The sequence below is a fragment of the Chamaesiphon sp. VAR_48_metabat_403 genome, assembly GCF_031422475.1.
Classification (GTDB): Bacteria; Cyanobacteriota; Cyanobacteriia; order Cyanobacteriales; family Chamaesiphonaceae; genus Chamaesiphon.
Genome location: NZ_JANPLS010000084.1, coordinates 1 through 15,572, shown reverse-complemented (window position 1 = coordinate 15,572; position 15,572 = coordinate 1). Strand labels below are relative to the sequence as shown.

Below are 15,572 nucleotides of genomic sequence, written 5' to 3'. Positions count from 1 at the left end.
GGTTTAAATCCTCATCTTAAAACCCAATTAATAATTATTAATTATTAATTACTAATTAATCTAAGAGCGTGTGGGACGGCGGGTGACGATCGCTTGCAAGGTAGCCAGGGCGTAATCCAAAATCAGCCCCGTTAACCCGATCACAAATATCGCTAAAAACACCGCACTTACATTCAAGCGATTCCACTCATCCCAGACAAAAAAGCCAATCCCAACGCCCCCTGTGAGCATTTCCACTGCCACAATTACCAACCAAGCAATCCCCATACTAATGCGTAATCCGGTGAAGATGTAGGGCAAAGTAGCAGGCAAGATCACCTTGGTGAGTTGTTTCCAGCGGGGCATTTCTAAGACCTGTGCTACCTCCAAATACTCCTTAGGTACATTGCGGACACCCTCGGCTGTATTAATGATCGTAGACCAAAGCGAGGTAATAAAAATCACAAAAATTGCTGAAGGTTCCGCCGCATTAAAAATCGCTAGGGCAATCGGCAACCACACCAGGGGAGAAACGGGCTTAAAGACTTGAATCAGCGGATTTAGGGCGAGCCAAGCATATCGCGATAATCCAATCCAGATCCCCACCGGAATGGCGACTACCGCCCCCAGCAAAAAACCAATACAAACTCGGCGCAAACTAGCCAACAGCAACCATCCCAGCCCAATGTCCCCAGGGCCGCGATAAGCGAACGGGTGCAAAATAGAATCTAAATTCTTGAGCAGTGCCTCTGGCGGCGTGGGCATCATTTCCTGCCGGAACAGGGCAATCAGCCACCATACCACGATTACCCCTGCAAACCCAGCGATCGGCAAGAGGATATTGGCTCTAAATAAACCCCGAAAACGCTTCTCGATCGAAGCATTGGTACGCGAAACTAGACTCATTAAAATCATTTAGTGGTAGCACCTTATTTCAAAAAAGAGCTTGGTTCCGGTGCATTGGGGAAGCGATCTGGCAATCGCTTACTTTGTCTCCAAATAGTAACGATCGAGTCGTAAAAACTACCTCATGCAATGTTTTCCGATTCTTATTATCCGCTAGGTCGAGCATTTTTCTCCGCAAATAGGAGAAAACGGATGGTTTAAACCCGTCGCTGTATACTCATTCTAACGATCGTAAAAATTTGCGGGTATTTAGAGATGGGTAGCATTAGCGATCGTGGAACCGAGTAAAGAGATGGTATAATGGCTCCGCCATAATAACCCGTTTGTAAATTCTATGTCCGTTTCTGCGGTTTTGCCAGCATTATTGGTCTTAGCAGATGGTACAACCTACCCTGGTTGGTCATTTGGCGCGATGGGTACGACCATTGGCGAAGTTGTCTTCAATACGGGGATGACTGGTTATCAGGAAGTACTCACAGATCCTAGCTATAGCGGTCAAATTGTCGTATTTACCTATCCAGAAATAGGTAATACAGGAGTCAATCCCGATGACGATGAATCGGCAGCTCCCCACGTTCGGGGGGCGATCGCCCGGAATGTCTGCTATCGTCCTAGTAACTGGCGATCGACAGCTTCGCTCCCAAAATATCTCGAACATCACGATATTCCAGGAATTTATGGGATCGATACTCGCGCGCTGACTCGCAAATTGCGATCGGCTGGAGCCATGAATGGGGCAATTTCGACAGAAGTTCTCGACCCAGTAGAATTGCTCAATCTCGTGAAATCGGCACCGAGGATGGCAGGATTGAACTTGGTTGATAATGTGACCACTGCAACCACCTACGAATGGTCGCAACCGAGCGAACCAATGTGGGAATTTAAGCCAGAATCGACGGATAATAACAGCGCACCCCTCACAGTCGTTGCCTTAGATTTTGGGGTAAAACGGAACATCCTCAAACGGTTGGCAAGCCACGGTTGTCGAGTAATTGTCGTTCCCGCCGATACCTCAGCCGCCGAAATTCTCAAGCACAATCCCGACGGGATCTTCCTCTCCAATGGCCCAGGCGACCCCGCCGCTGTCACGGGAGGGATCGCAACTACTAAGGAGTTATTAGCCGCTAACAAGCCGATTTTCGGCATCTGTATGGGTCATCAAATCCTCGGTCTATCTTTGGGTGCGGAAACCTTCAAACTCAAATTCGGACATCGCGGACTCAACCAACCAGCCGGACTCACCCAAACGGTAGAAATTACCAGTCAAAATCATGGATTTGCGATCGCGGCTGAATCTTTAGGAGCAGATATCGAAATTACCCATCTCAATTTAAACGATCGGACGATTGCAGGTCTACAACATAAAACTCTTCCCTGTTTCTCCGTTCAATATCACCCCGAAGCCAGTCCCGGCCCTCATGATGCCGACTACCTGTTTGGTAAGTTTGTCAAGCAAATGCGCCAGAGGTTGGAGATGGGAGCGGGGAGTAAGGAGTAAGGAGATTTTGGATTTTGGATTGTAAGTCTCCCCGTCCCCCCGTCCCCCCCTCTCCCCGTCTTCCCCTCTCCGAACTCCACGCTCCCCGCTCCCATCTCTCCCAAAAGAAAGTTGACAAGATGACCGGAAATTGGGAAAGATCCAGAGTAGCGTTATCATTCGATCTCGATCGACAATGGATTATTTATTCAAGTAAAACTGTAAGGAGGCTATTATCGCTGAACCACTATCTCTAACCGTGAGTCTCCGAGGCACTCGCGAAGTCAAAGACCATTATCAATTATTCCGCCTGACTGGATTATTGGACGCATTTTCCGAGCCGACATTCAGGAAAGTGATGGATAAATGTATTGAAGAAGGCCCCGGAAACCTGATTTTAGACCTATCTAAAATCGACTTTGTCGATAGTTCTGGACTCGGTGCGCTAGTCCAACTAGTCAAAAAAGCTCAAAGTGTCGAAGGAACTGTACAAATAGTCACAAATGCGCGGGTAACACAAACCGTCAAACTCGTAAGGCTAGAGCAGTTTCTATCGCTTCAGACATCTGTCGATGCAGCATTGGCACGAATTGAGCCTGGAGCAAAGTAACCATTGGGGATCGAAAATTACTCAGATCTTCATGGTAATGTCGATCGTGAGCGTTAAGGTTTATGTATGCGGTCGGAATTTTTTGCAAATTCGTGCCGATTACCTCCACCTTAACCCATGAATTGACAAAGCTCGACTGCCAAAACCGCAGCACGTCCCGTTATTGGACTGGCTGCTAAGTTTGATGTCAAATTGTTGGCATTTTAACTAGTTTCGAGAAATGTTGATAAAATTGGGAAGTTGAGGTCAAAATTTTCTAGCTATTTTAGATTCAGATATTGTCGTGGGTGAAACAGAGCTACCACAAAGCTGGCAACAGCTAAATAATTTAGCTATCCACCCCGATCGCGTGTCACAACTGTCCCCATCAGCTCTCGCATATTTAGGAGATGCAGTGTACGAACTTTACGTTCGCACGCAGTTTTTGTATCCGCCCAAGCGGTCTCATGCCTATCATCAGCAAGTTGTCGCTCAAGTCCGTGCTGAAGCGCAGTCTAGTCATTTGCAACGACTATTACCCTATCTGAGTGAGATCGAATTGGATACGATCCGGCGCGGTCGAAATGCAGCAAATGGTCGCCCTCGTCGCCTCGATCCCGAAGTTTATCAGCAAGCTACTAGTTTTGAGACTTTAATCGGTTATCTTTACATTACCAATCCCCCTCGGCTCGCGGAGTTATTTGCCTTGCTCCAGTTCGATCCGACTCCAGCCACATAATTTTTACGAATACATATGATATCTAAACCTCGTCGCTCTGGTGGCGGTAAACCTTCCCCACGCCAGGGAAATCGTGATGGTGGTGGGGATCGCGATTTTCGCCCCAGCCGCAATTCTGAAGGTAGATCCGTCAGCTCCGACAAATATCGCCCAGCGGGAGACGCACCCCGTCGCCGCGAAGATGGCGACTCAGGTAATCGCGATCGTCGTCCGCGCAAAACTGATGGCGCAAATAACTTCGATCGCGATCGCAGCTATCGCCCTCGCGATGCCGAAGGTGGATCGAGTTTCGACCGCCCCAAGCCGAATAATTTTGCCCGCCCCGATAAATCCCGCGAGGAGCGAAAAGATTGGGGCGTACCGCGTCCGAAATCTAGCAGTTTTAAGCCCCGTGAAGACGCTTATAAGCCCCGTAGAGATGATGGCGATAGTTGGGGTGGGAATGGCTCCGATCGCGGACGCAGCGATCGTCAAGATCGTCCCAACTTCAATCGCGAAGATCGATCCTCCAGTTTTGGAGATCGCCGTCGCGACGGTGGTGGAGCCGATCGCAATGAGAATCGATCCTCTAGTTTTGGAGATCGCCGTCGCGAAGATCGTCCCCCCACCGGGGATCGTCGTTTTAGCAACAACCGCAACGATAACGCAGGCAAATCAGATCGTCCCGCTTACAGTCGCAATAATCGCGGCGGCTGGCAAGATCCCCCCGCACCAGAAATCGCCGAAGAAGAAGTTACCGATTACTTATACGGCAAACATTCGGTCTTTACCGCGATCGAAAACGAACGCCAAATCAATCGGATCTGGGTATTATCCAAACTCCGCCACCATCCTGCCTTTTTTACCCTCATCGATCGCGCCAAAGCTAATGGTACCGTCGTCGATGAAGTCGATGCCCAACGCCTGAGCTATATGGCAAGCGGTGGCAATCATCAGGGGATCGTCGCACAAGTCGCACCTCACGACTACCTAGAAATCGAAGAACTAATTACCCGCGCGCTAGCTGCTTCAGACTCACCCATTATCGTCGTCGCCGATGGCATTACCGATCCCCAAAATCTCGGATCGATCGTCCGCAGTGCCGAAGCCTTGGGAGCGCAAGGTGTGGTCATTCCCCAGCGGCGTGCCGTCGGGATTACTTCTACCGTCTTAAAAGTCGCCGCCGGAGCTTTAGAGCATCTCCCCGTCGCTCGTGTGGTCAATCTCAGCCGCGCATTGGGACAACTCAAAGATGCTGGCTTCTGGATTTATGGCACCACTGCTGATGCCGAACAAGCCATCTATACCGTCGATTTTAGCGAGCGTCGTCCGATCGTGCTTGCGATTGGTTCTGAAGGCGATGGACTCAGCTTGCTCACTCAAAAAGGTTGCGACCACTTAGTTTCGATTCCACTAACTGGCAAAACTCCCAGTCTGAATGCTGCTAATGCCGCCTCGATGTGTCTATACGAAATATCGCGCCAGCGTTTGTCAAATATGTTACGACTCTCTGAGCGTTAAGCGAGTATTTTGGGATTATTTAAGATCTAACCCTTAATATGCTCCACGTCCATCAACTTATAAACCTCCTTTGAATCAGCGGAATCTAAACCAATGAATATTCAAGATATCTGGAGCAGCGCGCTCCATCTGATGGGACAAGCCTGGTGGGTCGAAGTCACCACCGAACGACCTCACTGCACCTATTATTTTGGGCCGTTTGGCACCGCAGTAGAAGCCGATGAAGCCAAGGCTGGTTATATTGAGGACTTAGAGAGTGAATTTGCCCAAGGTATTCAGGTAGCCATCAAACGCTGTAAACCAGCCCAAATGACGATCGATTATGAAGAATCCACCACGGATAGTAGTAGTTATCAGTCGATCGATAAAACTTCCATGAGCGGTCAATTCGGCTAAAATCGTGCGATCTCAGCACGGACAGATGCTCGTAGAATGAGCATCTGTCCGTGCTGTTTTTTAGCTTTACTTATTACTTATTACTCCCCGCTCCCCGCTCCCCGCTCCCCCCTCATCTACTAACTTTCGCCCGAAAGATTGGCTTGTCAGCTTGTCGATAGCCGACGTACCTCACCGTCACTAATTCCGCTGTAGTTGCAGTTCCTTCAATAAGTTGATGCCAACGCGGATCGTAGGGGATTATAGCACCAACCTCACCAATTACAGTTACACCCCAATCGCTAATCAATCGATCGATCGACTGTACGAGTGGAAATAATTTACTCGCCGGAAAATTAGGATTATTTTCAGCGGCATATTTAGCAGTCGGAAAGTAGGTTAAAAAAGACTCTAATGTTTGTAAACTTGTAGCTCGAAATTCGGCGGCAAGCGTTGTTTGTTGCTGTTGAAATTGGTGCTGGAGATATTGATATTCTTGTTTGAGCGTTGCTAATTCCCGATCGTTATCTCCGCCGTTGGCGGAGCCTCTCTGCTGAGGCAGACGCTTCGCGAACGGAACGAGAATCGAACCCGATCCAAAAGTCGCGATGAGTTCGCCGATACTTATTTGTAAAACACTGCTAATTTTAACTAATGTTTGCCAGCGTAATGTGTCGAGGTTTCCCGATCGCAGTTTGCCAATCGTCCTTGCCGAAGTTCCGGTCGATCGGGATAGTTGCCTAAAGCTATTAATGCCGACTTTGTGCATTAATGCTTGCAATTGTAATGTGCGATCTGGCAGTCGATCGTTAGTCATGCGCTTTTATCACTCAATACTAACTATGCAAGCAAGTAGGGGCAATGTCTTGTCGGTTTTTTATTCGGAGATTCCCTCCGAATAAAACCGCCGCTTCATGAATTGCCCATACTATCCACTATTCACTATCCACTAAATACTACTACGTCCCAATCGCAAGATGTGAGTAAATTATTGTTCTAATAAACTTCTGAGCATCCAGGCAGTTTTTTCGTGTAATTGTAACCGTTGCGTGAGAAGATCGGCAGTCGGTTCGTCGCTAGCTTTTTCCGCACTCACATAGATCGATCGAGCAGTCCGACAAACAGCTTCTTGTCCTTCTACGAGCAGTTTTATCATCTCTGTGGCTTTGGGAACGCTAGTTGTTTCGGGGATGGAACTTAACTTAGCATATTCACTATAACTGCCAGGAGCGATAAAGCCTAATGCGCGAATTCGCTCGGCAATTAGATCTACAGCTAGGGCTAATTCGGTATACTGAGTTTCAAACATTAGATGGAGCGTTTGAAACATCGGCCCAGTTACATTCCAATGAAAGTAATGAGTCTTTAAATATAAAGTATAAGTATCTGCCAATAGCCGCGACAATCCATCTGCAATTTCTTTACGAGTATCTGCATCGATTCCAATATCTACTTGCATCATGGTTGTTGGTTCTCCTGAAAATGTCTACCAATTATTAGTTATATTCTACTAAGTATTCTCGATCGACTACTATAGAGATCCAAACACTTTACAAATAGCATTGAGTTGCGCTAGAAAGTAGCCGATTCAATAATTTAACTTTAGATTTCCCACTCCCCACGCTCAACGGGTGTCTGAAAAGCGTAGATCTAAATCCCCCCAGCCCCCTTGAAAAGGGGGCGCAAGAATCAAAGTCTCCCTTTTCAAGGGGGATTTAGATCTACGATCGAAGCCAATAGTACTTTTTAACTCCCCACGCTCATGCCCCAAATTACTGGTACCACAAAATTATTAGGTGTCATCGGCAATCCGATCGCGCATTCACTCTCGCCAGTCATCCATAATGCCGCGATCGAGCATTTGGGTTTAGACTACTTCTATGTGCCCTTTCTCGTCAAGCCAGCAGATCTGGCAACCGCTCTAGATGGACTCGCCAGCATTGGCGTAGTCGGCTGTAGCGTGACGATTCCCCACAAGCAGGCAATTATCCCCCTACTTGCTAATATTACCCCGCTAGCGAGGGCTGTAGGTGCCGTAAATACGATCTGGCATACTCCCGCAGGTTGGCAAGGTACCAATACTGATGTGGCAGGATTTGTGAGTCCCCTGATGGCGATGGATCGCGATTGGAGTCAAACAACGGCGATCGTGTTGGGAAATGGCGGTGCGGCGCGGGCGGTAGTGGCGGGGTGCCACCAGTTAGGATGTAGCAAAATTCAGGTATTCGGCAGAGATATTGACAAATTAGCCGAGTTCCGATCGAGTTGGCAAGAAATTCAATTGCGAGTTACCAATTCCGACACCCCGACATCTGTTATTGTTAGCACTCATCGCTGGGATGAGTTACCAGATTTTATAGATCGCGAGGATTTATTAATTATTAATTGTACGCCGATCGGGATGCACCCCCAGCTCGATGCTAGTCCGATCGATGCCGAAATTTTCGCTAAAGTGGGAGCTAACGCCATTGCTTACGATCTTATTTATACACCTCGCCCGACTAAGTTTCTGCAATTAGCCGCACAGCGGGGATTCACCGCGATCGATGGTACGGAAATGCTCGTGCAGCAGGGCGCGATGGCGTTTGAGTTGTGGTTGCAACAACCCGCTCCCGTAGCAATTATGCATCAGGCTCTACTGGCATATTTAGCCGCTAGGCACTAATTTTGGACGGGGGGACTGGGAGAAGCGCGAGCCGCAAAATCCAAAATCTAAGGAGATCGAGATCGCTAAATTTTAGGATTTAAATCACAGTTGAGTGCAGGGGAGATGGCTAAGATAGAACTAACCGTCCGATTTAAACCACCCCTGTTTGCTTTCTTAACTTTTAACACTTAGGCTCTCTTCAGCTTACTTCTGCACGAGCAGAGGCTTCGTTAGGTACGATCGGTTGAACGATCGTACCGAGCGAATGCGAAGTGTCAACTCCCCTTTTTCCCACTTCACTATAGATTGGTTACTCACATCTTGCACCAGTATAAACAACCGGAGCTTGCGCGTCGTCTAACGACGAGCGAAATAGCCTCAAAACTTACTCCTAAGTACTATTCACCATCCACTAAAACACTACTATCTATGTCTTAATGCAAGATGTGAGGTTACTTAATCGCCTCTAATTTCCGCATCACAGAATCGTAGCCAGCAGGGTTATTTTGCTCTTGGAATAGCTTTGCTGCCGTTTTCAAATCTTCAGTAGCAGCCGGATTTGCTTTGAGCTGGGCATGAAGCAACCCGCGATTGCTGTATGCTAGCGCGTAATTGGGTTGCAAGCGAATTGCCGCATTATAATCAGCCAGTGCTTGCTGATATTTTTTTAATCGCGTTTGGCTGATGCCCCGATTGAAGTAAATTTCGGCATTATTCGGTGCGATTGCGATGCCGCGATCGTAGTCTAGCAGTGCTTTAGCATAGTCACCACCCACATAAAAAGCAATTCCCCGATTGAGATAAGCAGTAGTATATTCGGGTTTGAGTCGGATGGCTGCGCTATAGTCGGCGATCGCGGCTTGACGATTGTTATTATTAAAATACAGAATCCCGCGATTGTTATAAGCTTCAGCTAGCTGCGGATCGAGCTTAATGGCGGTAGTATAGTCGGCGATTGCTTTATTGCGCTCGCCACTTTGAGAGTAACCGATCGCGCGATTGAAGTAGCCAATTGCCTCAGATGGCTGGAGACTGACGATGCGATCGTAGTCGCCGAGCGCGCCTGCGGTATTACCCAGATTATTTTTCGCGATCGCACGGTTGAGATAAGCACTAGTTTGATTGGGTTTGAGTTGAATTACCCGATCGTAATCGGCAATTGCTCCTTGGTAGTCGCCCAGGGCATTTTTGGCTTTGGCTCTCCCATAGTAAGCATTTGCATAATTGGGGCTGAGGACGATCGTTGCATTATAATCGGCAATTGCTCCTTGCTTATCGCCCAAATCGAGCTTTGCCAAACCGCGATTGTAGTAAGCATCGACATTTTTAGGACTCAATTGCATTGCCCGGTTATAGCTAGCAATCGCACCTTGCTTATCGCCATTTTGCGCCAAGAGGATGCCTTTCCCGATTAATAACTGCGGATCTTGGGGTTTAATCTCACTAGCGGCTTGTAGGTCGGCGATTGCGCCCGATTTATCTCCCGTATTCAACCGCGCAAACCCGCGATTGGCATAGGATTCAAAAAATCTGGGATTGATGTTAATCGCTTTGCTATAGTCAGCAATCGCGCCAGAATTATCGCCATTCAAGCCCTTGATAATCCCCCGATTATTATACGCATCGACAAAATTCGGCTGCAACTGAATCGCCCGATCGAAATCGGCGAGTGCGCCGTTGCGATCTTGACTTTTATAGCGACGCATTGCCCGATCGTAATACGCTCTGGCAGTTGTGGGTGCTTTAGCGGGAGTTTTTTTGACGTTCTGTCGCTCGGTGGCTGCGGTTGGTTCTTTTGCTTTAGCGACAACCTGCGCCGATGGCAATAATATTAATGTTGCCAATAATCCTAACGCGATCGGTGGGAGCGGAATCTGTTGACTCCACCATCTAGCAGTGACTTGTCGAGAATGTTGAATTTTCATTATTAAAATTAGTTTAAATTAACGTCAGTCGATCGCCATAAGTAGTGCTGGAGGGGTATTGACTCACATCTTGCACCAGTACATAAAAACAGACTCAAAACTTACTCCTAAGTACTAAAACTATCCACTATCCACTAAAACACTAGTAACTTTGTTTTGATGCAAGATGTGAGTTGACTAACATCCGATCGCCATTAGTTATTATGAAGCTACCCACTGCACCATCTTTGCTTAGGGATCTGATGGCGAAATAATTATTGATGTTATCTATTGGGATCTTAACAAATATGTTGAGTTTTCGAGATTATCGCTGCTAATTTCTTAGCTAGCATTTATAGATACATCTTCTATAACTTCCTGCTAACAAGGCTTTTGAGGCTTTGCCTACTTGTAGGCTAATTAATTACAATTGCCGATTCGATGTCTGCTTTTATACTTTGCTCGGATAGAAAAAAGTGGTTTTACTCACAGCTTGCACCAGTACATCAAAACTGATGAAACTTCCTCCTAACGGAGATCGACTGAATTGGCGATCGCGAGGGGATCTAATTCTTCAGAAACTCTGGCGATGTGGCCGATCGCATCGGTGCTGCTGTTGGGCGATCGAGATGGCATGAGATCGATCTCGCGCCCCTAATTTGTGCAACATGGCATGAATGTGAACTCGGACAGTTGCAGGGGCAATATAAAGGCTGTCAGCGATATCTCGATCGATCTTTCTGGCAACAAGCTTCTAATCCGCTCATTCTTGGCAAACCGACATCTAGTAAGACCAAATCAAAGGGATGTCGATTCGCTAGTTAGACAGCGGTTTCTCCGTCTGCTGCTTCTGCGGTAATCTCGATATCTGATTCTTGTTCCAGCCGAAACTTTACCCCTAGACGAAAGAGTTCATCATCTTCAACTAGCAAAATTCGGAGTGGGACTGACCAATTATTTGAGCCATTTCCGGTGCTTGATTTTCTGCCCCACAGCAAGTGCATGTCATCTGATGAAATCGATGTTCGATGACAATTGGCTCTATTGTTTTTTGTCAAGGCTTGTAATTGTTGCAATGCCTCTATTCCAGTTACTTCTGCGATCGGACATTACAACTATACTCAATTGGATCGATCTTTTCCTGGTGAGATTTGGAGTTGTTGTAATAGAGAGATCGTGTTAATCATTCGCGCGATATTAGCCTTTCTCAATCGCTATTCTGGTTACTTCCGCGATCGAAAATTGCAGTTATGCCTACATTATATCGATCGTGATTATTCTTGCTCGATCGCGAAAACTAGGATCTATCGTTGGGATCGTTCGATTGTAACTGTAGTAAAATTAGAGTGATAGGATGACTCTATCGAATTTTGTTACCGAGATAAACCCATCTGAAACTCCACCGGATTAGCAAATATAATTTCCAAAGCACGAGCAATTTCAGTCAATCTCGCCAAACTAGCCTAAGCATATTTATTCTCCTCATAACGCTGAATTTGTTGCTCCTGAACACCAATCTTAGCCGCTAACTCCTTCTGCGTCATCCCCACAACAATTCTCGCCTTAATCAACCCGATCGCTAAATCTTCGATCGAACCAATTTGAATTGGCGTTCGTTGCTGCTTGAGATTATCATATTCAACAACCTCCAACCGCAATCGATCGATTAAAACCTGAATCCCCTTTTTCTCAGCTTGCAATAAACGCTCGGAAAGATTACTAATATTAACATCTAGATCGATCGAAGCTTGCTCCAACTCTCTCAACTTAGTTTTAGTAACCTTATATTGATGTTCATTCTGAATCATAATAATAACCTTGCTACTTATAGATTTATAACCACAATTCCTTTAGAATTACCATAGCGATCGACGCTCCCATATTTAATTATGCCCAGATCCCGATCTAGAATATCCAATGCTTTGGCAAACCCTCGCAAGGATGGCTAATTTGGCAATCGCCCAGATCCAATTTAGAAATTGGGCAGTCTAGATGTTATAGTTAGTGCCGGAATCTTTCGTTATCGCAGCATCCAAGCACCGATATCGATCGATGCTATACCACACATAATTTACTCTTCACACATGTCTACATTTCCGATCGTGCCGCATTTGAGCGGTTATTGGCAAGATGCATTTAATTTAAAACAACATCTCCACCAATTTTTAGATATCGATAGCGCACAGTTAGAGTCAAAGTTTGCCACTGCTTTACAAGATTTAGCCGAATTAGGACGACGCGATTTTAATTGGGATGATGCTAGTAAATTCTATCGCGATCGGGTAGGCGAAGCTTATTTATTTGAATTGGCAACGTGGCATTTAACTAGTACCGATTATATCGGCGATACGTTACGCTTAATTGGCGATAGAGCGCGGGGGAAAGTGTTAGATTTTGGCGGTGGAATTGGCACTCATGCGATCGCATCGGCGTTATGTCCGGATGTTACTCATGTTGTTTATTGCGATATCAATCCGATTAATTATAACTTTGTCAAACACCGGATTCACCAATTAGATTTAGAATCAAAAATAACTTGTTGTATGGAATTAGATCCATCCGCAAAATTCGATACGATTACTTGTTTCGATGTAATGGAACATTTACCCGAACCCAGCCAGCAGTTACTCCAGTTTCACGATTTACTGACAGATCCAGGCAGTATGATTACTAATTGGTATTTTTCAAAAGGAGCCGATCGAGAATTCCCCTTTCATTTGGACGATCCAGCAACTATCGATCGCTTTTTTAAAGCTCTTCAAGCTAACTTTCTCGAAGTTTTTCATCCTTATTTTATCACTACTCGGTGTTATCAAAAGATGTAACGAGAATCGATCTAACTAGCCAACTTTATCGCCAGCCCGATATCATAGAGATAACGGTATTTTCACAGAATCGATCTTATGGTTAATACTCAATTTCGTCCCCTCACTATTAACGACTATCATCGGATGCTTGAGAGTGGCATCCTTAATGAAGGAGATCGTGTAGAGTTAATTTCAGGACAAATTTTTAACATGTCACCCAAAGGTACTCGACATACTGTTTGTACTCGTGAAATATTTAAGCGATTATTGAATTTAATCGGTAATCTAGCAGATGTGCAGAGTCAAGATCCCATTACTTTGCCTAATAATAGCGAGCCAGAGCCAGATATTGTCATCGCCAAATTGCGAGCCGATAACTATGTTAATAGTCATCCTACGCCTACCGATATTATCCTCGTCATTGAAGTCGCCGACTCGACACTAAACTTCGATCGCAATACCAAAGCAGCTCTCTATGCAGCGGCGGGAATTAGTGAATATTGGATTGTTAATTTAGTAGACGATCGCTTGGAAATATATCGTCAACCTGAAAGCTCTATCTATACTACTACTCAAATTATCATACCACCTCGTTCGATCGAGCTGCCACACTTACCGACAGTTAATCTCGATCTTACTACGCTCTTTCCGCCACAAATTACATAGTTATTTTTAAAAACTCAATTAAAAAGCTCCTCGTGGAGCTTTTTAATTAACTATAAATTGGTGATGTTACCAAATATATATTCGATTTATAGATTAGAATCTATATGCACCGCCAACGCTGAAAAATCCATTATCTTTGAATTTATAGTTAGCATTGATCGCGATACTGTCGGTGACATTATAGTCGCTACCAACTTCAAAATAAATGCTAGAGTCACTTCCAGAAGCACTCTGACCTTGGAAGCTAACAGAAGCAGTCGCACCTAAGTAGCCAACCCCAGCATAGGGAGCAAATTGAGTGCTAGGTAGGCTAAAGTCGTAAGTCGCAGATGCACCATAGAAAGTTACGTTACCATTGACTGGGCCGATAGATCTACTGCCAAATTGAACGAAGGGTCTAACAGAAATGCTATCTGCTACCTTAATTTTAGCATTGATGCCGAATAAAGTCGTACCGTTACTAAAGCCAATGCTAGGCCCTACATAACTGGTTTTTTCTTGTGCGCTTGCACCGCCAGCCGATAGTAAAACACAAGATGCTGTTAATAACGAAGCTACTGCAAAAATCGATTTTTTAGAGGACATGATTGAATCGGGGGTGAAATTACATAAGTAATTACATCATAATCTCTAGATATTCGATTGTCAATATGTATTAACATAATAATAGCGGTATTTATTTAGCCCGCTAACCCTACAAAATCGCGAATTACCTTACTTATCCCATCTGTTACTCTAGAGAGCCTATCGAAGTCAATTTTGTCAGCAGTATCGCGATCTGTATGATAATGAGGATAGCGAAAAGGTGCGGTATCGGTAATCATTAGAGCTTGATAACCCTGTTGCCAAAACGACCAATGATCCGACCAACCAACACCTGGAATTGCATTGGGTAAAGCTACGCCTTCGGAGGGAAACTTGGCTTGAGCGCGAAAGGATCAAATTGTATTGCGGAGTAATTCCCGCGACTCGATATTCCCCACGAACCCGATAAAGTTGCCCCGGTTAGGATATAAAAAGCTTAGTGGTGGCGGATATTTTTGGCTATTTGCTGCATCGCTAAAGTAGCCGAGTGTCTCTAAGCTAAACATTCCGACGATTTTATCGCCGCGTGCTTTAGCTGTTTGGGCATATACCAGGCTCCCCATGTCCTTCGTCCAGAAGTAGGGTGGTTCTTCGTTAGTAAATTCGACAAATCGCAAGGTTCGCAGGGGTTTTGTCCCAGCAAATTCCCGTGCGAGGGCGAGTACTGCCGCTGCACCAGTACCATTATCATTCCCACCGGGACTGGTAAAAGCACTATCGTAATGTCCGCCGATAACCAGAATTTCGTCGGCGCGACTGCTACCGGGAATTTCGACTTCGAGGTTGCTAAAGGTTTTACCGTCAATTTTATATTGCTGCTCGCGGACGGTATATCCCGCCTGCTTTAATTCGCGATCGAGGAAGTCTTTAGCGGCAATTAGGTTCCGCTCGTTGCTCTGGTTCCGGCTGCCGATTTTTACGGCGAGGGTTTCGACATCGCTTTTGAGGCGGTCTTTTAAGGCGATTTGGGCGGCTGTCAGCGGCGGTAAGGCTTGGGTATAACTCTCTCCTGGCATCCAGACCATTAACGACCAACCAAAGATGAGCAAGGAGATGATAATTAGGGCGAGAATGGCTAATCTTTTGACGGATGCACGATCGATGAGTTTGAGCTTCACAGTTAGGCAAATATAGGACGGCATATACCTATCCAGTAACTATAATATCATCGATCGCGTTTTTTGGGAAGTAGTCTCAATTCTGCCAATAAATCCAAAATTTACAACTATTCCCTATTCCCTATTCGCTACCCCCTATTCATTTTGTCAATCGTTCGATCTGATTGAATTCTCTATTTACGGCTTCCCAGCGTTGTCGATCGTGAGGCTCGATTTGGAGCGATGCTTTAAGATACGTGCGGGCTAACTGGAGTTGAGTGCGTTGCTTGACTAAATCTTG

Annotated in this window: 17 protein-coding genes and 1 pseudogene; 8 read left to right on the top strand and 10 right to left on the bottom strand. The window is 45.8% G+C overall.

The genetic code is table 11. From position 1 onward, the window contains the following. Positions 1-60: 60 nt before the first annotated feature. Complete coding sequence (gene ntrB, locus RMO79_RS04460) at positions 61-894, bottom strand: nitrate ABC transporter permease (RefSeq protein WP_396136518.1); 834 nt, start codon at positions 892-894, stop codon at positions 61-63. 325 nt (positions 895-1,219) lie between these two features. On the opposite strand from ntrB, the gene carA reads away from it, so the two are divergent. From carA to RMO79_RS04435, 5 genes are all read left to right on the top strand, one after another. Further along, a complete protein-coding gene (gene carA, locus RMO79_RS04455; RefSeq protein ID WP_310481860.1) occupies positions 1,220-2,383 on the top strand; it encodes a glutamine-hydrolyzing carbamoyl-phosphate synthase small subunit in 1,164 nt (387 codons plus the stop codon). A gap of 238 nt (positions 2,384-2,621) precedes the next feature. Continuing rightward, positions 2,622-2,972 (top strand): STAS domain-containing protein, encoded by a 351-nt coding sequence (locus RMO79_RS04450; RefSeq protein WP_310481859.1) that lies wholly within the window; start codon positions 2,622-2,624, stop codon positions 2,970-2,972. Between the two features lie 283 nt (positions 2,973-3,255). After that, on the top strand, positions 3,256-3,690 hold the full coding sequence (locus tag RMO79_RS04445) for a ribonuclease III domain-containing protein (protein ID WP_310481858.1): 435 nt from the start codon (positions 3,256-3,258) through the stop codon (positions 3,688-3,690). A gap of 15 nt (positions 3,691-3,705) precedes the next feature. After that, complete coding sequence (rlmB, locus tag RMO79_RS04440; RefSeq protein WP_310481857.1) at positions 3,706-5,190, top strand: 23S rRNA (guanosine(2251)-2'-O)-methyltransferase RlmB; 1,485 nt, start codon at positions 3,706-3,708, stop codon at positions 5,188-5,190. A 93-nt stretch (positions 5,191-5,283) separates the two neighbouring features. Beyond that, a complete protein-coding gene (locus RMO79_RS04435) occupies positions 5,284-5,586 on the top strand; it encodes a DUF1816 domain-containing protein (protein ID WP_310481856.1) in 303 nt (100 codons plus the stop codon). A 112-nt stretch (positions 5,587-5,698) separates the two neighbouring features. Here RMO79_RS04435 and RMO79_RS04430 read toward each other — a convergent pair whose 3' ends face one another. Both RMO79_RS04430 and RMO79_RS04425 read right to left on the bottom strand, forming a co-directional pair. After that, positions 5,699-6,382 carry a helix-turn-helix transcriptional regulator gene (locus tag RMO79_RS04430; RefSeq protein ID WP_310481855.1) on the bottom strand — a complete coding sequence of 228 codons (684 nt, stop codon included), beginning with the start codon at positions 6,380-6,382 and terminating at the stop codon, positions 5,699-5,701. Positions 6,383-6,553: 171 nt separating this feature from the next. After that, a complete protein-coding gene (locus tag RMO79_RS04425; RefSeq protein WP_396136517.1) occupies positions 6,554-7,027 on the bottom strand; it encodes a Dps family protein in 474 nt (157 codons plus the stop codon). 300 nt (positions 7,028-7,327) lie between these two features. On the opposite strand from RMO79_RS04425, the gene RMO79_RS04420 reads away from it, so the two are divergent. Continuing rightward, complete coding sequence (locus RMO79_RS04420) at positions 7,328-8,230, top strand: shikimate dehydrogenase (protein ID WP_310481854.1); 903 nt, start codon at positions 7,328-7,330, stop codon at positions 8,228-8,230. A gap of 434 nt (positions 8,231-8,664) precedes the next feature. On the opposite strand, the gene RMO79_RS04415 is transcribed toward RMO79_RS04420, so the two are convergent. From RMO79_RS04415 to RMO79_RS04400, 4 genes and pseudogenes are all read right to left on the bottom strand, one after another. Further along, on the bottom strand, positions 8,665-10,137 hold the full coding sequence (locus RMO79_RS04415) for a tetratricopeptide repeat protein (RefSeq protein WP_310481853.1): 1,473 nt from the start codon (positions 10,135-10,137) through the stop codon (positions 8,665-8,667). A gap of 553 nt (positions 10,138-10,690) precedes the next feature. Continuing rightward, a complete protein-coding gene (locus RMO79_RS04410) occupies positions 10,691-10,795 on the bottom strand; it encodes a hypothetical protein (protein ID WP_310481887.1) in 105 nt (34 codons plus the stop codon). A 61-nt stretch (positions 10,796-10,856) separates the two neighbouring features. Beyond that, a pseudogene (locus RMO79_RS04405) lies at positions 10,857-11,120 on the bottom strand (response regulator transcription factor); the annotation flags it as partial. Between the two features lie 459 nt (positions 11,121-11,579). Further along, positions 11,580-11,924, bottom strand: coding sequence for a helix-turn-helix transcriptional regulator (locus tag RMO79_RS04400; RefSeq protein WP_310481851.1), 345 nt, complete (start codon positions 11,922-11,924; stop codon positions 11,580-11,582). A gap of 276 nt (positions 11,925-12,200) precedes the next feature. Here RMO79_RS04400 and RMO79_RS04395 point away from each other — a divergent pair, with 276 nt between their 5' ends. Both RMO79_RS04395 and RMO79_RS04390 read left to right on the top strand, forming a co-directional pair. After that, a complete protein-coding gene (locus tag RMO79_RS04395; protein WP_310481850.1) occupies positions 12,201-12,941 on the top strand; it encodes a class I SAM-dependent methyltransferase in 741 nt (246 codons plus the stop codon). Positions 12,942-13,019: 78 nt separating this feature from the next. Further along, complete coding sequence (locus RMO79_RS04390; protein ID WP_310481849.1) at positions 13,020-13,589, top strand: Uma2 family endonuclease; 570 nt, start codon at positions 13,020-13,022, stop codon at positions 13,587-13,589. A gap of 93 nt (positions 13,590-13,682) precedes the next feature. On the opposite strand, the gene RMO79_RS04385 is transcribed toward RMO79_RS04390, so the two are convergent. The 3 genes from RMO79_RS04385 to RMO79_RS04375 form a co-directional block, all read right to left on the bottom strand. Next, positions 13,683-14,174, bottom strand: a complete 492-nt coding sequence (locus tag RMO79_RS04385) for an outer membrane beta-barrel protein (RefSeq protein ID WP_310481848.1) — start codon at positions 14,172-14,174, stop codon at positions 13,683-13,685. Positions 14,175-14,269: 95 nt separating this feature from the next. Next, entirely contained in the window at positions 14,270-14,473 is a 204-nt protein-coding gene (locus tag RMO79_RS04380) for a M28 family peptidase (protein WP_310481886.1), read from the bottom strand. Between the two features lie 54 nt (positions 14,474-14,527). Then, the gene (locus RMO79_RS04375) at positions 14,528-15,316 is read right to left on the bottom strand and encodes a M28 family peptidase (protein WP_310481847.1); all 789 of its coding nucleotides are present in this window, start codon (positions 15,314-15,316) and stop codon (positions 14,528-14,530) included. Positions 15,317-15,572: the final 256 nt, after the last annotated feature.